Genomic DNA, 19,532 nt, shown 5'->3' on the forward strand with positions numbered 1-19,532 from the left:
TTCCTGTTAATACTCAATCTGTCGGCGAAACGGCGGCAACGCATTGAGCATAGCTGTACCGTAGGACTTAGTCACCAGGCGCCGGTCCAGAATAACTATCCGGCCTTCATCCTGTTCTTGCCTGAGCAGTCTACCACAGGCCTGCACCAGTTTTTTCGAGGTCGCCGGAATTGTCAGTTGTAAAAAGGCATTACCGCCTTTTTTGGTGATAGCTTCGGCTAAAGCTTCTTCTAAAGGCGACGTCGGCACGGCAAAGGGCAGCTTGGTGATCACCAAATTAGTTAATAACTTGCCGGGTAAATCCAGCCCTTCAGAAAAGCTTTGTGTGCCAAACAGAATGCTGGTGCGCTTGTGCTTACAGTTGTCGCCATGTAGTTGCAGCAAAGCCTGACGTGAGGCTTCACCCTGTACCAATAAGGAGAAGCCTTTTTTACGCAATGCTTCTGCCACTTGCTGCATTTGCCAATATGAGGCAAACAGCACCAAACTGGCCTGATTTTCGGGTAAATATTGCGGTAGCAAGCTTACCAGCTCGTCAGTATAGGCCTGCTCTGTCGGTTCAGATTGCATTTTCGGAATAACAATTTCTCCTTTTTCCGCATAGGCAAAAGGGGAAACAACCTGCAGCGTTTGTACGCTGTCAAATTGGCTTAAACCAAGATCATACTTGATGTATTGAAAAGAATTCAGCGCAGTTAACGTCGCTGAGCACAGGATCACCGCAAAGGCATCGTTAAACAGTAATTGCTCCAGCTTGCCTGCTACCCCCAGCGGGCAGGCATGGCCGACAACATACTGGCTTTGGTTTTGCAGCTCAACCCAGCGTGCCTGATAAACATTTTTGCTTTGCTCTGCCGCATAAAGCTGCCACAGCGCTTGTTGTTGCTCAATTTTTTGCCGCAGGTAACTCAACTCTTGCAGCAGCGCCATACTTTGTTTCAACGGGATTTGCTGCCCGGTGATATTTTCCTGCAACTGTTGCTGAATTTTCTCTACCTGGCTCAGGGCTTTCTGGCTGACTTGCGCCAATTGCTCCGCTTGTTGCTGCAGCAATTTAGGCAGGGCAGCATCGGCAAAGCGAAACTCGGTTTTATCATTAAACCAGCGCGGTTTAAACTCTGTAACACAACGTTCTACCGGTTTAAGCAGGCTGTTAAGTTCATTGCAGCTGTCGTCAAAGCGCAGCAGTTCTTTCATTACCGTGGCCGGCAACAGAGTAATCAGTTGCTGGATGGTTTTTGCCGCTTTTTCCAGCCAAATACTATTGTGGGTCAGCTGTGCTTGTGCGGCGAAAAACTCGCGCGCGCTGTCCGGTAAATGGTGTGCTTCGTCGATGATATACAATGTTTCATCCGGCGGCGGCAGTATGCTGTTGCCGCCGGATAAATCGGCCAGCAGCAGCGCATGGTTTACTACCAATACATCGGCAGAACTGACTTCGGCGCGGGCTAAATGAAACGGGCAGTGCATATGACGCCGGTCTGCTTTACCGCAGTGCAGCGGATCAGCAACTATACGTTGCCACAATGTCTCTGGCAGCGGGGTGGCCAGCGTGTCTCTGTCGCCCAACCATTTCCGTTGCTGCCAACTGTCCAGCAAAGTTTGCCAGTCAAAAGCCGCATCGGCGGCGGTTGCAAACAGTTCCGGATGTTTTTGCTGCTGGCGTACCCGTTCAATACAGGCATAGCGCTGCCGTCCTTTTACCAAACTGAATTCAAACAGCAGCTTACTGTGTTGCTGAAAAAACGGCAGATCTTTGTTTACTAACTGCTCCTGCAGCGCCACTGTAGCGGTGGCTATAACTACTTTTTTCTTTTGCGCCAAGGCATAAGGAATAACAGCCAGCATATAGGCCAGCGATTTACCGGTACCGGTGCCTGCTTCAATTAACCCAATGCGCTCAGTTCGGTGATACGTGCCGGCGACAATCTTCGCCATCTCAGCCACCAGATGGTTTTGTCCCGGCCGCGATTGATAGTTAGGTAGCGCTGTTTTAATTCGTTGATGCACACTGCGGATTTGCGCTTTAAGCTGATCTGTTAACATAAAGGTTATGTGTTTTTATACAGTTGTTTGATTGTATACGTATTGCCAAAGGTTAGCAAAGGCGAATGACTTGTAAGCTAGCCATCTTTTAGTTCCAGTGGAGCTAAAATAAACTCAAAGTCAGATCTGTCAGTATGTATTCTTTTGTTTACGATTAAGGAGTGTGTTAATTAAATGCAATTTAGCTTACAATCATGCAGTTACTTGATAAATTCTGCCAAAATGCTGATTTGTAATCATTTTTTAGCTTGGCTTTTGTTTTTCCTATCTTAAAATATTTTTGTATTTCCTGCAGATATTTGTTACCTAACGTCGACGACAAGGTAAATTACAAATTGTTCCGTAAAAGCTGTTGACCCTGCTGAAAAATTACGTTTATTATCAGCAGGCGACAAATCGGAGGTTATCCGAGATGAACGGAGTGCCAAGCGCCGTAAAAGGTTGGTAACTGTTAAAAATAGAATCACTAGATAGTGGTCCAGGGAGAAATACATGTATACGAATAATAAATTAAGCAAAGCTGTGCGCTTAGCTATTGCATTTGGCGCTGTTTCAGCAACAGCGTTTACCGCATCAGTAACTGCGGCAGAAGAAGATGAAGTTGCTAAGGTTGAGCGTATCGAAGTTACCGGTTCGCGTATTAAACGTACAGATTTAGAACAATCTGTACCCGTTACCGTAATTGATCGTGCTGCAATTGATTTATCTGGTCAAAACTCTATTACCGACGTAATCCGTGGTACTACTTTTAACTCTGCCGGTTCTTTCCGTCCTCAGTCAGGTAGTTCTCAGCAGGGTGTTGCAACGGTTAGTATGCGTGGTTTAGGTGCTTCGCGCACGCTGATTCTGGTTGATGGCCGTCGTTTACCGAATTCTCCTTCAGCAGGTCAGGGCCAAGACTTAAACGCAGTGCCATTGGCTGCTGTTGAGCGTATTGAAATACTGTCTGATGGTGCTTCTGCTGTATACGGTTCTGATGCTATCGGTGGTGTAATTAACATTGTTACCCGTAAAGATTTCAATGGTGTTGAATTACGCTTAGGTGCTTCAGAAATTAGCCTGCCTTCAGAGGGCGGTGATCGGGAAGAAGGTTCCGTTGTATTTGGTTCTTCTAACGATACAACCCGTGTTATAGGTGGTGTGTCATGGAATAACCGCGACATTATTTTTGAGAATGCTTATTCTTGGGTTCAACCAGGTGCATCTGTTTACGGTAATAACTATGCAGAAGCTGATGGTAGTCAAGGCTGGCGTTCTATTCCCGGCGGTTGTAACACTCAAGATTTTAATTTACAACCATCTCAACCTAACAATGCCTTAATCAATGAACCTGCAGATCCTGATGATGTGCAAACTGACGAGCTAACTGTTATAGATAACTACCAGCAATGTGGTTACAACTTTAACGCCACCAACGCCAATGAAGCATCTACAGGCACTCAAGGTCTGTTTGTAAACGCTGAGCATCAAATTAACGATGATTGGCGCGTGTTTGGTAATTTTAATGCTGCTAAGACTAAGTCGTTTGGCCGTTATGCTCCATCGCTGAATGACCCTGGCAGTGCCTTAAACGCTGACAGCTGGAATAACCCGACTAACCCTGCGAATATCGCCGCTGGGGGTGTTTATGATGCTGCCGCAGTGGACGGTTCACGTGACCAACCAAACTGGAAAGGCGATAGTGTGTTTCCTAATGCTGGTGAAAACCGTGACCTGCAATACCGGCATCGTTTCGCTTCTATCGGTAACCGCGACAGTTATGATGACTCTTATGCTACCGACTTTTTAGTTGGCGCTCAGGGCATGATTGGTGATGTAGATGTTGATTTTGGCGTACGCAAAAGCAAACAAAAGACCTACAGCGTAGGTTATAACTATCTGTTACGCAGCGCAGCTGATGATTACGTTAATATCACTACAGCAGAAGTGGTGGCAGGTCAGGCTGCAGATCCTGATTTCGTGTTTTATGACTTGCGCGATCCATTGGGCTCGCGCTACGCTGACAATGCTGCTCAAGCTTCAGCTTACCAGCAGTTAGTTAAGAGTATGAACGTGACAATTGCTCGGGTAAGCGAGTCAGCACAGAAAGAAGTGTTTGCATCTGTCAACTTTGATCTGTTTGAAATGAACGCCGGTATTGTTCAGATGGTGGTAGGTGCTGAGTACCGTGAAGAAGATTATAGCGACAAGTATGACTCGCTGTCAGAAGCTGGTGTAGTAGGTGGTTCCGCCGGTAACTCTGCAGGCGGTGGTCGTGATGTTAAGTCTGCTTATTTCGAAACGCTGATCCCTCTGCTTGATAATTTAGAAGCAACAGTTGCTGGTCGTTACGACAAATATTCAGATTACGGTAATGATTTCTCGCCGAAAGTGTCTTTCCGTTATGAACCATTGGATGGCTTAGTTGTGCGTGCTTCTTATGGTCAGGGCTTCCGTGCTCCTACTCTGGACATCATTACTCAGCAACCTTCATCAGGTAACCCTGGTGTAGAAGATGCAGCTACCTGTCTTAACTTTGGTCTATTAGCAGATTGTGAAGTGCAGGTTCGTCAGATTACCCAAGCTAATCCTAGCTTAGAGTCAGAGCAATCAACACAGTACTCGTTGGGTGTTGCTTATCAACCAACTGACTGGTTAAACTTTGCTGTAGATTATTACAACATTGAAATTGAAGACAGGATTGCACTTTTCGGTGCTGTCGAGTTAATTGCGCTAGAAGCTGCTGGCGACCCTATTCCTGCTGGTTTAGGCGTTGTTCGTGGTGGTAACCCGCAGCCGGTGCCTGGCGGTAATCCTAATTTACCTATTATTAGTGTAAATGGTGGCTATGCGAACCAAGGTACTTGGGAAACATCAGGTTTAGATTTCAACTTTAAAACCAATTTTGATTTTGGTTCATGGGGCCGTTTAAACCAAAACTTGCAAGTTAGTTATGCACTTGACAGCACAGTTGATGGCGGTCGTAATTTGGTAGGTGAGCGTAACCCAGGCATTCCTGGTTCTATGCCGCGCAGCCGTGTTGCATTTGGTAACGTATATACTATTTCTGATTTCGATTTAAGCTGGAATATCAACATGATCGAAGGTCAGAATAGATACAGAGACTTAAGCAAAGTTCAAAGCTTAGGTAGCTGGACTACACATGACCTGCAGGTAACTTATAATACGCCATGGAACAGCAAGATTTCGGTAGGCGCGTTGAACGCGTTCGAGAAAGCACCGAAGTTGATTAATGCTGGTGGTCGTAACTATAACTTCAACTTGTATGATGCATACGGACGTGTAACTTACGTTCGTTTCACTCAAACGTTCTAAGTTAGAGAGCATCTTAAAAAGGCAGGTTTTCCTGCCTTTTTTATTTGCCTGAAGAGCTGCTACAAGGGTTTATTTTTCAGATGACACAAGGTACAGAACATTGGAGCCATTATTGGCAAAATAGCAAAAGCCTGAATAGCTTTGGTGAAGGTGATGCTGCATTGGGATATACGGGCAACGTGCAGTTTTATTGGCACGATATTTTTAGCAGAATGGCGACTGGTGCTGTTATTGTCGACATAGCCTCAGGCAATGGTGCTTTGGCCATTTCAGCTATAGCCTTTTCTGAACTGCATAACAAAAACTTTACTGTATACGCATGTGATATCGCAGATGTAAAACCTGAAGTACTTTTTCAAGCTGACCCGGATATTTTAACAAAACTTAAAAAAGTCCAATTTTATCCTGCTACGGCAATAGAAAATCTTCCTTTTGAAAATAATAGTATCGACCTGATTATCAGCCAATTTGGTTTTGAATACGCTAATCAGATTGAAGCGGTTGCTGAATGTAATCGTGTATTAAAGCCGGATGGCTGCTTCAATGCCCTGATACATCATGCAGACTCTTTTATCTCTAAAGATTCTGAGGCTGGTTTGGCGTTCTACAAACATTGTCTAAGCGAAGCGGGGTTTCTAACACAAGTAGAGCGGCTACTGATGTTGGCGGAAAGCTGCTGGCTGAAAAAAACATCACCGACAACGAATGTGGATTATGTTGCACAAAATAAAATTCTATTCAAAATCGCGACTGATCTAAAAGTACAATACAGTTCCACTGCTGCAGCATTCTGGTGTGATGATTTACTGAGTCGCTTAGTTCCGGTTTTAGCCAGTCCAAGGCCTGGTAATCTGACTTCCTTTCTTAGCTTCAGGCATACTGTTGTCTTATATATGGCCAGGCTCGAAGATCAGGTAAATGCCACTTGGTCTCAGGACAACAAAAATAATTTTATCAACACTTTCCAATCTAATTTATCCGCGTTGCGGGTTACGCCATTTTATGAAGAAAAGGCGCTGTTTGCCTGGAGTCTGTATTGGCATAAAGCTGATTAACAGGGCGATTCTTGATACCGACCAGATAAATATTGTAGCAAATCATAAATCTCTGAGCTGAATGCCGTAAATAATGTACCCATAAAATGTCCTGCTAGCCCTATATTTATTTGTAGTTGCTATAAGATAACGCCATCCCATTTATCGACTGCATTTTTTTTGCTAGAAGGTTGTAGTCAATAAATATATCTGTTAAAGATATGGTGTGTAACGAAATGTAACACACGCTATAAAAATAAAAATCCAAGGAGAATAACAAATGAGAACTAAGTTTTTCAGGAACACGTTGACGGCTGTAGCTGTTGCGGCATCATTAGGGACTATCCTCCCTGCCACTGCACAAGATGTATCTCGTGGTAATTTGGTCGGTCAGGCACAAGATCAAAGTGGTCAGGTCATCAGTGGCGTTGAAATTATTGTAACTAATTTAGAGACTGGTTTGACCCGAACAGTCATGTCAAATGACAGCGGTAGCTTTCGCTTTCCTCTGTTGCCGCCAGGTGCTTATTCATTACAGGCAACTAAGGCAGGCTATGGAGTTGTAGCTGAAGAGAATGTGAATGTTCGGGTTGGCGGTAGCACCAATATGGACATCGTTCTTTTGTCAGAAGGTGCGGTTGAGTCGATTGAAGTACGTGGTTCTCGGATAGCTATGCTTGATACTTTGTCGTCTGAGTCTCAACTGGTGGTAAGTCAGGAATTTTTATCTAAAATTCCTGTGCCACGCGATTTAGCGTCCGTGGCACTGTTAGCACCAGGAACAACAAAAGGTGATTCTGCTTTCGGTAATCATGCTTCGTTCGGTGGTTCATCCGTCGGTGAAAATGCATATTACGTCAATGGGTTAAACGTAACCAACTTCCGCAATGGCTTGGGTGGTGCTGAGTTACCTTTTGAAATGTATGAAACATTTGAAGTAAAAACGGGTGGTTACTCAGCTGAATACGGTCGTTCTACCGGAGGCGTTATTAATGCCAGAACAAAATCTGGTTCAAACGAATTTAAAGCTGGAGCGAGCGCCTATTTTGAGCCTTCATCATTGCGCTCAGACAGTCCAGATGTAACTCTGACAGGCGAAGGCGCTATTGAAGAAAATGCAACCCCTTATTACTTGGTTAATAGTAACGATAAAATCGGTGAAACTAACCTAAATTTATGGGCTAGCGGTGCTCTTGTTCAAGATAAACTTTTTTTCTTCGGTTTGGTTAACTACAAAGATCGCGTTAGTGACTACTCAACAGACACATTATTTTATAAACGTGATGCTGGCGATCTTTTATATGCGGCTAAGTTAGATTGGTACATCACACCAAATCACATACTGGAGTTCACGGGTTGGGATAGTTCAAGCGACCTTGATACCAGCAAGTATGACTACGATTTCGCCAGCAACACGCGTGGAGAGTTATTTGGTGACTATGTATTAGAACGCGGTGGAAAGTCTTATGCCTTGCAGTACACCGGTATTCTGACTGACGATATCACTATAAGTGCGTTGTATGGTGTCAATGAGGCGTCTTATAGCAATGTTAATGCTGGGGATACAGCTATTGGTGCTGTTCACTTCCCATCAGGCAGGCAGTTCACTCAGTTCGGTTTAAATTCTCCATCTGTGCAGGAAGACGAGCGGACTGCATATCGTTTTGATGTTGACTGGTATGCTCACGAAGATCATACATTACGCTTTGGTATTGACTATGAGGATATGAAAGCATTTGAAGAAACTACCCGCGTTGGTGGTACTTTGTATCAATATCAGAACTGTGCGAATGCTGACGCTGTAGCTGCCGGTGACTTGCTGGATGCAGAGTGTGCTCGTGTACGTTTTAATACTTACGTGAATGATGGTTCATTCCAAACAAAGTCGAGTGCTTTCTATATTCAGGATACTTGGCAGGTAACCGACAATATCGTGGCTCGTATTGGCTTACGTAATGAAACCTTCGAAAACTACAATAAAGCAGGTGATAAGTTTGTTGATGTAACTGACCAATGGGCACCACGTGTAGGTATCAGTTGGGATATAAATGGCGATGGTGAAAGTAAGGTTTTCGCAAACTATGGCCGTTATTTCTTGCCTGTAGCTACTAACACTAATATTCGTCTGGCAGGTGATGAGCTATATACTGTCACCATTTATGACGTGTTGGGTATTAATCCGGACTTAACACCAATAGTGGATGAAGATAATGCTGTTGCCGGTGCCGTTTATTCAGATGGTACGTTAAAAGGCACGTTAGAGACTGTCAATGCTGACTTAGACCCAATGTATCAAGATGAATTTATTCTTGGATATGAGCGTATGCTGGGAGATAGCTGGTCTGTAGGTATTAAAGGTACTTATCGTGAACTGAAAAGTTCATTGGAAGATGTAGCTATAGATTATGGCTTTAACGAGTACTTGGAACAAGAGTTCGGTTCAAGCTGCACCATTTGTTCAGGTTTCCACTACTATGTATTGACTAATCCCGGGCAGGCAGTTTCTATTACGACAGACCCAGATGGCGATGGACCGCTGGCAAATCAACAGTATACTATACCTGCAGAATTGCTGGGCTACCCAGAGGCTAAACGTCAGTACGGAGCCGTAGATATTAATCTACGCCGTGCTTTCGATGGCTTATGGATGTTGGATGCAACTTATACCTGGTCTCATAGCTGGGGTAACAACGAAGGCTTTGTTCGTTCTGATAATGGCCAAGATGACTCTGGTTTAACAACTAACTTCGACCAACCTGGTTTAGTTGAAGGGGCTTATGGCAATTTACCAAATGATCGTCGTCATATGTTAAAAGTACAGGGTTCATATTCCTTCACAGAGGATTTTAGTTTGGGCGCAAACTTCCGCTGGGAGTCTGGTCGTCCTCTTAGCTCGTTTGGTTTCCACCCAACAGATGTGTTTGCATCTTTATACGAAGCAGAGTCATTTGTTAAAGATGGTCAGCTGGTTAAGCGAGGTTCAGAAGGCCGCACTTCAAGTAACTGGACTTTAGATTTGACTGCGCGTTATGAAATGGACTTCCGCGGTACAGATATTGTATTCCGCGCGGACATTTTTAATGTGTTTAATAATAATCGCGTTACTGAGCGTAATGAAGTCAATGAAATTTATGCTGGCGAGCGTGATGATGGTAGTTATATAGGCGAAGCAAGCGCGCTTTATGGACTACCAGATGCATATCAGACGCCGCGTTATGTTCGTCTGAGTGCTGAAATTAAGTTCTGATAATTTGACAGCGATTTTGCTGGTTGTTTTATAACAGGACTGAATAAAAGCCAGGGAATGGTAACATTTCCTGGCTTTTTACTAAGGATTACAGGAGTCAACGTGGTCAGTCAGTATGATTTAAATGATATTCTCTGTGCTGTGCGGGAGGGGAAGAGAACTGAAGTGCATGCTCTGATCGCACATTTTATTGAAAACAAATCAGATTTGAAAACAGACTGGTTAAAAGTTTCGGTGTTGGCATTGCGCATCGGCGACACTAACCTAGCCGCACAGGCCGCAGACCTATTTCATCGTAGTTGCCCTAAAAATGCAGAAACAGATATACAGTATGCTGGTTTGTATGCAGAGATAGGCGATCTGGATAGGGCTTTACAAGTTGTTACCCCCTATATCGTGCGTAAAGTGGCTTTACCTTCGGTGTATCATTTGGCTGGAACAGTGCAAGCACAACAAGGAAAGTTAAAAGAAGCCAGACTAAACTTGTTGCAAGCTTTGGCATTGGCGCCTCAGCTTGGGATTAGTTGGTACACCCTTGCTAGTATTGTAGACTTCAACCAGCATCCGGGCTTGCTGCAAAAGATGGAGTTAGCTTTTAGCCAGCTACAGGCAAATGATCAACATAACATTCAACAATTTATGTATGCATTGGCGAAAGCTTATAGTGATAGGCGCGACTATAACAAAGCTTGGGAGTACTATTCAGCTGGCGCGCAAATAATGGCTAAACTTTGTAAGTATTCAGTTGATGATGATGCCAAAGAGATAAAATGCCTTGTTGCTGGCTTTACTAACAGTGCTATGCAACAAATGTCTAAATCCAGAAGCTTGTATGATAGGTCGATAGCTGTTCTGGGTTTACCTAGAAGTGGAACAACTTTGTTAGGACAAATGCTTAGTGCACACAGCAAAGTGAAAGGTGCAGGAGAGTTTAATGCTATAGGTGTAGCTTGTATGCACTTGCGAGGAGACAATTTCACGGATTTTCCATCTTTTATTGCACGGCATGGTCATTCGGTCGCCGCTCTTGAGCACATAGCGAATGTTTATCAGCAGGTCGCAGAGCAACGATATGCTGGTCAAGGTTATATTATTGATAAGTCCCTTAACTTGAACCGGCATTTTGGTATGTGGGCTCAAGCAATGCCTAAAGGGAAAGCCATTTATATTAGTCGTAACGATGAAGACACTGCTTGGTCTTGTTTTAAAAGTAATTTTAGATCTCAAGCTGGTTGGAGCTGGTCTATACCTCATATAGCTGCTTATATAAAGAATGAAAGGCAGTTGTTACAACATTGGCAGAAACTATATGCAGATCGCATTTTGCATATTTGTTACGAAGACTTGGTAAGCAAACCAAAAGAGGTATTAACCAAGGTGTGTCAGCATCTTGATTTACAATATGAACCCAGCATGCTGTCTTTTTACGAGAATAATGGCCCGGTGTTCACCTCTAGTGTTGGGCAGGTGCATCAGCCTTTGCATCAAGGGAATATAGGTTTATCGCAGCACTACCCTGATTTTGTTTCACTTTTCGCTCAAGCTAACCAAGCTGGCAGCGTTAATGCCGCTAATTAATTTTTGTCGTGGATTTGCAGTCAACAACGTTGAAATAATATTTGAGATGTATCGGTCTACTTCTGGCAACCCACAAACACAACAGGTGAAAACATGAAAACAGCAAAACACTCAAATGTAGCAATGGCAGTAGGTGCTTTAGTATTTGGTTCGCTGGCTACTGTGGCAACGACCGCTAATGCAAACCCATTTACTGCGATGGATCTGGCGTCTGGCTATGAGATGGTCGCCGGTGAAGGTAAATGTGGTGAAGGTAAGTGCGGTGAAGACAAAGCCAAAAAAGCCAAAGAGAAAATGCAAGACGGTAAATGCGGTGAAGGCAAGTGCGGCGAAGATAAGATGAAAGAAAAAGCTGAAAAAATGAAAGACAAAGCCAAAGAAGGTAAATGTGGCGAAGGCAAGTGCGGCGAAGATAAGATGAAAGAAAAAGCCGAAAAAATGAAAGACAAAGCCAAAGAAGGCAAATGTGGTGAAGGCAAGTGTGGCGGTAGTGTATAACACTGTCGGCTAAGGCCTGCAGTTGCAGGCCTTTTACTTTTCCGGAGCTGAGCAATGTCAGGAGCTGAGCAATGAGAGTGCCCTCAACTACGCCTTTAGCCGGCTCGGGTTTAGGCCTGCGCCGCGAAATGCTGAGTGATATACTTAGCGCTAAATCGGCGCAAATTGATTTTTTTGAAGTGGCGCCGGAAAATTGGATCCCGTTTGGTGGCAAGCTGCAAAAACAGTTTGCTCAACTGGCCGAGCAGCATCGTTTTATTTGTCATGGTTTGTCGTTGTCGATTGGCAGCCCTGAGCCATTGGACGTGGTGTTTGTGCGCCAGGTTAAACAATTTCTGCGTCAGTACAATATCAGCTTATACAGTGAGCATTTAAGTTATTGCTCCGGTGCAGGTCATTTATACGATTTAATGCCGATTCCTTTTACTGAAGAAGCGGTAAGCTATGTAGCAAAGCGGGTGCGCCAGGTACAGGACATTCTGGAACAGCCGTTGGTGTTGGAAAACGTATCTTATTATGCAGCGCCGGGTCAGCAGATGTCAGAGCAAGACTTTACCCTTGCAGTGCTGCAGGAAGCTGACTGTCAGCTATTGCTGGATGTAAACAATATTTATGTGAATTCGGTAAATCATGGTTATGACGCACTGCAGTTTTTACGCGCTATGCCAGGCGAGCGGATAGCGTATTATCATATCGCCGGCCACTTTAATGAGGCAGAGGATTTACTTATTGATACCCACGGCGCTGCGGTAATTGACCCGGTATGGCAGTTGCTGGCGCAGGCATATCAGTTGCACGGTGTTAAACCTACTTTGTTGGAGCGAGATTTTAATATCCCCGAGCTGAGTGTTTTATGCGAAGAGCTGGAGCAAATCAGAGCTTTGCAGCAAGGCAGCGACAGCGATACGCTGGAATTAAGGGCCTGAACCAATGCAATTTCAACAGCTGCAACAGGCGTTTATCGCTCATATTAAAGATCCGCAGCAGCCTGCACCGCAAGGTATTGAAGACAGGCGCATGGCGATTTATCGTGAGCTGTTTTTTAATAATGTGCTGGGCTTTGTCAGTACGGCCTTTCCGGTTTTAAAATCACTATACACTGATGCCAACTGGCAGCAATTGGTACGCCGGTTTTTTATCGACTACCAGTGCAGCAGCCCGTACTTTCTGCATATTGCCGAACATTTTTTGCACTACCTGCAGCAGGATTATCAGATGCAGGAACAGGCCCCGGTGTTTCTGCAGGAATTGGCGCATTATGAGTGGGCAGAGTTGTATCTGGCAACCAAACAGCCGGCGCAGGTTGAAATACCGCTGGCAGCAGAGCAAATCAGTAGTTCCGCGCTATGTTTGTCTGACTTATCAATGCTGCTGGCCTATCCATATGCCGTGCATAGTATAAGTGTGGATTATCAGCCTGTTGAGAGCGGTGAAGTACAGTTTTATTTGTTGTATCGCAATGACGCAGATGAGGTTAAGTTTGTTTTGATTAACCAACTAACCGCGGCATTGTTACAAACCTTGCAGCAGGCACCTGGTAGTACCTTATCGCAATTAGTTGAGCAACTGCAGCCACTTTTGCCGCAGCTGAGCGCAACGCAATTGCAGCAGGGGGCCATAGCATTATTACAGGACTTTGCCGCAAAAGGTGTACTGGTGTCTTTTCAAGCAGCGCAAAATTCATTACCATAAGCGCCCTTAATTTCGCTGATGACAGAAGAGAAAGGCAATGGCAGACGAGAAGTTTAAAGAGTCGTTTAACCTGTGGCAATTTATTGCTCTGGTGGCAGTGTTTGTGTCCTTACTGTGCCTGGCGCCAATAGTGCGTTGGTTTCAAATTCTGGCATAATACAGCAACAGTGTTGAAGGCCGCCTGAGGGCGGCTTTTTTGTCCCGGCCGGGACGCTTAATAAAAGGTTTTCTAACATGGACAAACAGGCATTAGCGCTTGAGTTAAAGCAGGTTATTAAAACGGTTGTCGATTACCCGAAGCCCGGTATAGTGTTTCGCGACGTGACCAGCCTGATGCAGGATGGCCCCAGTTTTAAAAAAGTAATTGATGCTTTTTGCCGGCTGTATGCAGATAAGGGCATCACTAAAATAGTGGGCACTGAGTCACGTGGCTTTATTTTTGGTGCGCCGCTGGCTTATGCGCTGGGTATTTCCTTTGTGCCGGTACGTAAACCAGGCAAGTTACCGCGTCAGCGTATTTCACAAAGCTACCAGCTTGAATATGGCGAAGATGCGTTAGAGTTGCATGCCGATGCGATAGTGCCGGGCGACAAAGTGTTACTGGTAGACGATTTACTGGCAACCGGCGGCACTATCGATGCTACGGCCAAGTTGGTGCGTCAACTCGGTGGTATCGTCGATGATGCGGCCTTTGTTATTGCTTTGCCTGATTTAGGCGGCGTGGCGCGGTTACAGCAAGCCGGGTTAAATATCCTCAGTCTGGTTGAGTATAGCGGCGAATAAGTTTAGTCTGTTGCAGACGCCAACAATCAAGATATCAGCAGCCGTATGAGTTATCAGGTATTAGCCCGTAAGTGGCGCCCGCAGCATTTTGCCCGCCTGGTCGGGCAAGATCATGTTAAAAATGCGCTGGGTAATGCATTAAGTAATAACCGGCTGCATCATGCTTATTTGTTTACCGGCACCCGCGGTGTCGGTAAAACTACCATAGCGCGTATTTTTGCCAAAAGTCTGAACTGTGAGCAAGGTATTACGGCGACGCCATGTGGCGTATGTTCGGCTTGCACCGAAATTGATGCCGGTAACTTTGTCGATCTGCTGGAAATTGATGCCGCTTCGCGCACTAAAGTAGAAGACACCCGCGATCTGCTCGACAACGTCCAGTATGCGCCCAGCCGCGGTCGCTTTAAGGTATATCTGATAGATGAAGTGCATATGCTGTCTAAGCACAGTTTTAATGCGCTGCTGAAAACTCTGGAAGAGCCACCGCCACATGTAAAATTCCTGCTGGCTACGACCGATCCGCAAAAGCTGCCGGTAACAGTATTATCGCGCTGTTTGCAATTTAATTTGCTGGCATTAAGCCCGTTGCAAATTGAGCAGCACCTGGCGTTTGTGCTCGGTGAAGAGCAAATACCTTTTGAGCAAAGTGCGTTAACTATGCTGGCGCGCGCCGCCAAGGGCAGTTTGCGTGACTCATTAAGTTTAACCGACCAGGCTATTGCGCAAAGTAATGCCAATATTACGCTGGAAAGCGTACGCAACATGCTGGGCTTTTTAGATCAAAGTTGGGCGCAGCAGCTGTTGCAGGCGATATTGGTGCAAGATGCCGCCCAGTTGCAAATTCAGTTGGCCGCGTTGGTGCAGCAACAAAGCAATTTTGCTCAGGTATTAGATGACATGCTGTCTGTGCTGCACCTGGCGGCATTAACACAATTTAGCCAAAATGCTGCGGCGTTTTCTGAGCAACAAGCTTTTGTGCAGCAATTGGCCGATACTTTGGCGCCGGCGCAGGTGCAACTGTATTACCAGTTGCTGATCGGCGGTAAAAAAGAGCTGCCTTACGCACCTGATCCGTTAACCGGGTTAGAAATGGCACTATTGCGGGCAATGGCGTTCGTACCTGAAACACAGCATAAAACCGCTGCACCGACTAAAGCCGGCCTTGCGATACCGGTGTCTGCACCGCCGGCTGCGCCAGCCCCTGCAGTAGAGGCTGAGGTTGCTCAGGCGTTAAAACAGACTGCCACAGACACAGCCGATAGCACTACGGTAGCACAGGCTGCACCAGCGGTTGAAGACAACGCAACAACAGATACCGTTACTCAAGCTCAGACGCAAAACGTGCCAGTTGCAGAAGGCGCCGCAGAGCCGGTCAGCGGTATCGACCCGGTAACAGCGCGCATTATGGCCCGCCGTGGCGTACAGGTAACAGCGGCGGCAGAGCCAAAAAAGCCTGAGCGCCGCGAGGCGCCGCTTCCGGCAACTCCTGTTCAGGCTGACAATAAGGCCGGTGTAGCACGGCAGCCTGCCGTTAATGTACAACCTCAGCCGCAAGTTATGCCGTCAGTTAAGCCGCCGCTAACGGCAGCTTCAGCCGAAATGCCGGCGCAAAGCGACGATGCGTATGAGCCGGATGAAGGCGATATGCCACAATATGATGCCGCAGCAGCAGATGCCTTGTGGCAGCAATATGAGCAGGATGCACAGCATAGCAGTGTAGCGCCGCCAACCGATATTGCGGTGTTGCAAGACAGTTTTGACGGCAGTATTAACGAGCAGAATTTCTCCGTGCGCTTTGCCGCCCAGGTGGATGCGTGGGCCGCGCGGGTAGAAACCCTTGATACCGGTGGATTAAGCCGGTTGTTTTTATTGAATGCTGCCATGCAACTGGACGGTAATAAACTCAGTTTAACGGTAGCGCAAAGCCAACAACATTTGGATAGCCCGGGCTTTCGTACTAAGTTACAACAAGTGCTGGAGCAGAGCTTTAACCAGGCGCTGAGTATCGATATTAGTTATCAGAGCGAAGTGGTTAAAAGTCCGTTGTCTATCCAGCAAAAAATTGTGCAGGAGCGCTTTGGTTATGTCAGCCGTTTGCTGCAGGAGGATGACAAAGTGCTGCAGCTGCAACAGTTGTTCGATGCGCAGCTACTGCCGGATACTATATTGGTTAACTAGGCAGCTTAACCTGCGCGTCAGGCGCGCATAACTTGTAATTTGGCGGCGAAGTTATTATCTTGTCGCCGGTAAAACGTCAGTGTCCGATACACTGCTAACTCAACTTAATTTTACGGCAGGTACACAGCTATGTTTAAAGGCGGTATGGGCAACATTATGAAGCAGGCGCAAGCCATGCAGGAAAAAATGCAGAAAATGCAGGCTGAAGTTGCGGCGATGGAAGTAACCGGTGAAGCCGGTGCCGGCCTGGTAAAAGTAACCATGTTGGGCAACCACAATGTACGTCGTGTAAGCATTGATGACAGCCTGATGCAGGATGACAAAGATATGCTGGAAGACTTAATTGCCGCTGCAATTAACGATGCGGTACGTCGGGTCGATGAAACCAGCAAAGAAAAAATGGCCTCAGTTACCGGCGGCCTGCAGTTGCCACCGGGTATGAAAATGCCATTCTGATGAGCCGTCATACGCCACTGGTGCAACAACTGATTGATGCACTGCGCATTTTGCCCGGCGTTGGGCCGAAATCTGCGCAGCGCATGGCGTTTTCGTTGTTAGAGCGTAATCGCGAAGGTGGCTTGCAATTAGGTGCCGCGCTAAGCGCTGCGATGAATAAAGTCGGCCATTGTCAGCAATGCCGTACTTTCTGCGAAACCGCACTGTGCCATATTTGTACAGATCCGTCGCGGGCACTGGATGGCATTATTTGTGTGGTTGGCTCGGCGGCAGATCAAATGGCGATAGAGCAAACCGGACAGTTTAAAGGTCGTTACTTTGTGTTACAGGGCTATTTATCGCCACTGGATGGCATAGGCCCGCAAGATTTGGGCCTGGACAAGCTGGCAGGCTTACTGTCGGCAGAGGGCGTTAACGAGCTTATTCTGGCGACCAACCCCACGGTAGAGGGGGATGCTACTGCGTTTTATATTGCTGAGCTGTGTCATAAACATCAGGTAAAGGTGTCGCGCATTGCTCAGGGTATTCCGGTCGGTGGTGAGCTGGAGTTTGTTGACGGCACCACACTGTCACATGCTTTTAGTGGCCGCAAAGCTTTCTGATTGTTATAACCCTGCTTGAAATCCGGTTAAATCTCCCCATATTAGTTGTCAGTGTTTGGCTGCTGTCGCAGCCTGCGTAATAACTGTCAAACTTAATGTTCGGGGATATACACAATGAGTGATACCACAGCCACTTCTAACGGCCAAAAGCAAACCCATGGCTTTCAGGCAGAAGTAAAACAACTGCTGCAGCTGATGATCCATTCACTGTATTCTAATAAAGAAATTTTCCTGCGCGAGCTGGTATCCAACGCTTCTGACGCGGCCGATAAACTGCGCTTTCTGGCGCTGTCTGATGGCAGTCTGTACGGTGATGACGGCGAGCTGCGCGTGCGTATCAGTTTAGACGACAAAGCCCGTACCTTAACCGTAAGTGACAACGGTATCGGTATGACACAAGACGAAGTAATAAGCCATCTGGGCACTATCGCTAAGTCCGGTACTAAAGAGTTTTTCTCGCAATTGTCCGGCGATCAAAGCAAAGACTCCAAGTTAATCGGCCAGTTTGGGGTCGGTTTTTATTCTGCCTTTATCGTGGCTGATAAGGTGACAGTGCGCACGCGTAAAGCCGGTGCTGCTGCCAATGAAGCTATTGAATGGGAGTCGGCCGGTGAAGGCGATTACAGCATTACACCCATTAGCAAAGACAGCCGCGGTACTGAAATTGTGCTGCATCTGCGTGAGGGCGAAGACGAGTTTTTAAACCGTTGGAAGGTCGAAAGCATTGTTACCAAGTACTCGGATCATATCAGTATTCCGGTCGAGTTATGGCAGGAAGAGCAACCGGAGCGCGACGGTGAAGATGGCGAAAAAATTGCAGCAGTGCCGGGGCACTGGCAAGCAGCCAACAAAGCCACTGCGCTTTGGACCCGTGATAAATCTGATATTACCGATGAAGAATATCAGGAATTTTACAAGCATATTTCGCATGACTGGAGCGAGCCGTTAAGCTGGAGCCACAATAAAGTGGAAGGTAACAGCAATTACACCAGTTTGCTTTATGTGCCGAAAAAGGCACCGTTTGATATGTGGAACCGCGAAGCACAACACGGCTTGAAGCTGTACGTGCAGCGCGTGTTTATTATGGACGATGCCGAACAATTTATGCCGGCGTATCTGCGCTTTATCAAAGGTGTGCTGGATTCAAGTGATTTACCGCTGAACGTGTCACGTGAAATTCTGCAAGATACCAAAGTAACCCAGACACTGCGTAAAGGCTGCAGCAGCCGGGCGCTGAAAATGCTTGATAAGCTGAGCAAAGACGCAGAGCAATATCAGGCATTCTGGAACGAATTCGGCCAGGTATTAAAAGAAGGCCCGGCAGAGGATATGGCCAACAAAGAGCAAATTGCGGCTCTGTTGCGTTTTGCTTCTACCCATAACGAAGACAGTACACAGAACGTCGCGCTGGCCGACTATATCAGCCGGATGAAAGAAGGCCAGGACGAAATCTACTATATTGTCGCCGACAGCTATGCAGCAGCCAAACACAGCCCGCATTTAGAAGTGCTGCGCAAAAAAGGCCTGGAGGTACTGCTGTTATCTGACCGTATCGACGAATGGCTGGTGCAGCACTTAACCGAATTTAGCGGTAAAAAACTGCGCTCTGTGGCCAAGGGTGGATTAGATCTGTCTAAGTTGGATGACGAAGAAACGAAAAAAGCCCAACAGGAAGCCGAACAGGCGTTTGCTGACGTGATAGGCCGCTTTAAAACCGCGCTGGGTGACCAGGTTAAAGATGTCAAAGTCAGCCATCGCTTAACAGAAAGCCCTGCTTGTGTGGTGACAGATGAGTTTGATATGAGCACGCAGATGATCAAACTTATGGAGTCTGTTGGCCAAAAAGTGCCGGACGTTAAACCGATTTTTGAGCTCAACACCGAGCATCAGCTGGTGAAACGTATTGCTGACGAGCAGGATGAAGAGCGCTTTAAGCAATGGGCCGATGTATTGCTGGAGCAAGCCTTGCTTGCCGAGCGCGGCAGTTTAAAAGACCCGGCGGCCTTTGTCGCCAGGTTAAATAACCTGTTATTGTCGTTAGCTAAGTAACAGGCAACACCTTTGCTGCGGCTGCAAGGCTGCAGCAATTGGCACGGTGGCAGG

The 19,532-nt window shown here is 46.4% G+C and carries 13 protein-coding genes; 12 read left to right on the forward strand and 1 reads right to left on the reverse strand.

What is annotated here, in order from left to right; translation table 11 throughout:
- Positions 1-6: 6 nt before the first annotated feature.
- Positions 7-2,046 (reverse strand): ATP-dependent DNA helicase DinG, encoded by a 2,040-nt coding sequence (gene dinG / locus HRH59_RS08865; RefSeq protein ID WP_173500923.1) that lies wholly within the window; start codon positions 2,044-2,046, stop codon positions 7-9.
- A gap of 492 nt (positions 2,047-2,538) precedes the next feature.
- On the opposite strand from dinG, the gene HRH59_RS08870 reads away from it, so the two are divergent.
- The 12 genes from HRH59_RS08870 to htpG all read left to right on the forward strand — a co-directional run bounded on the left by HRH59_RS08870 (position 2,539) and on the right by htpG (position 19,478).
- Positions 2,539-5,361, forward strand: coding sequence for a TonB-dependent receptor plug domain-containing protein (locus HRH59_RS08870; RefSeq protein ID WP_173500924.1), 2,823 nt, complete (start codon positions 2,539-2,541; stop codon positions 5,359-5,361).
- Between the two features lie 80 nt (positions 5,362-5,441).
- On the forward strand, positions 5,442-6,416 hold the full coding sequence (locus tag HRH59_RS08875) for a class I SAM-dependent methyltransferase (RefSeq protein WP_173500925.1): 975 nt from the start codon (positions 5,442-5,444) through the stop codon (positions 6,414-6,416).
- 259 nt (positions 6,417-6,675) lie between these two features.
- Positions 6,676-9,642 (forward strand): TonB-dependent receptor, encoded by a 2,967-nt coding sequence (locus HRH59_RS08880; RefSeq protein WP_173500926.1) that lies wholly within the window; start codon positions 6,676-6,678, stop codon positions 9,640-9,642.
- 102 nt (positions 9,643-9,744) lie between these two features.
- Positions 9,745-11,220 (forward strand): sulfotransferase family protein, encoded by a 1,476-nt coding sequence (locus HRH59_RS19540; protein ID WP_173500927.1) that lies wholly within the window; start codon positions 9,745-9,747, stop codon positions 11,218-11,220.
- A gap of 93 nt (positions 11,221-11,313) precedes the next feature.
- Positions 11,314-11,718: an HvfA family oxazolone/thioamide-modified RiPP metallophore gene (locus HRH59_RS08890; RefSeq protein WP_173500928.1), complete on the forward strand. Its 405-nt coding sequence runs from the start codon at positions 11,314-11,316 to the stop codon at positions 11,716-11,718.
- A 71-nt stretch (positions 11,719-11,789) separates the two neighbouring features.
- On the forward strand, positions 11,790-12,644 hold the full coding sequence (locus HRH59_RS08895) for an HvfB family MNIO-type RiPP peptide maturase (RefSeq protein ID WP_173500929.1): 855 nt from the start codon (positions 11,790-11,792) through the stop codon (positions 12,642-12,644).
- Between the two features lie 4 nt (positions 12,645-12,648).
- On the forward strand, positions 12,649-13,410 hold the full coding sequence (locus HRH59_RS08900) for an HvfC family RiPP maturation protein (RefSeq protein ID WP_173500930.1): 762 nt from the start codon (positions 12,649-12,651) through the stop codon (positions 13,408-13,410).
- A gap of 234 nt (positions 13,411-13,644) precedes the next feature.
- Positions 13,645-14,193: an adenine phosphoribosyltransferase gene (gene apt, locus HRH59_RS08905; RefSeq protein ID WP_173500931.1), complete on the forward strand. Its 549-nt coding sequence runs from the start codon at positions 13,645-13,647 to the stop codon at positions 14,191-14,193.
- A 45-nt stretch (positions 14,194-14,238) separates the two neighbouring features.
- Entirely contained in the window at positions 14,239-16,371 is a 2,133-nt protein-coding gene (gene dnaX / locus HRH59_RS08910; protein WP_173500932.1) for a DNA polymerase III subunit gamma/tau, read from the forward strand.
- 129 nt (positions 16,372-16,500) lie between these two features.
- On the forward strand, positions 16,501-16,827 hold the full coding sequence (locus HRH59_RS08915; RefSeq protein ID WP_068232296.1) for a YbaB/EbfC family nucleoid-associated protein: 327 nt from the start codon (positions 16,501-16,503) through the stop codon (positions 16,825-16,827).
- Positions 16,827-17,429 (forward strand): recombination mediator RecR, encoded by a 603-nt coding sequence (gene recR / locus HRH59_RS08920; RefSeq protein WP_173500933.1) that lies wholly within the window; start codon positions 16,827-16,829, stop codon positions 17,427-17,429. The genes HRH59_RS08915 and recR overlap by 1 nt, the downstream gene beginning before the upstream one ends.
- Positions 17,430-17,543: 114 nt before the next feature.
- Positions 17,544-19,478, forward strand: coding sequence for a molecular chaperone HtpG (gene htpG / locus HRH59_RS08925; protein WP_173500934.1), 1,935 nt, complete (start codon positions 17,544-17,546; stop codon positions 19,476-19,478).
- Positions 19,479-19,532 lie beyond the last annotated feature (54 nt).

The sequence above is a fragment of the Rheinheimera lutimaris genome (assembly GCF_013283795.1).
GTDB classification, from domain to species: Bacteria; Pseudomonadota; Gammaproteobacteria; order Enterobacterales; family Alteromonadaceae; genus Alishewanella; species Alishewanella lutimaris.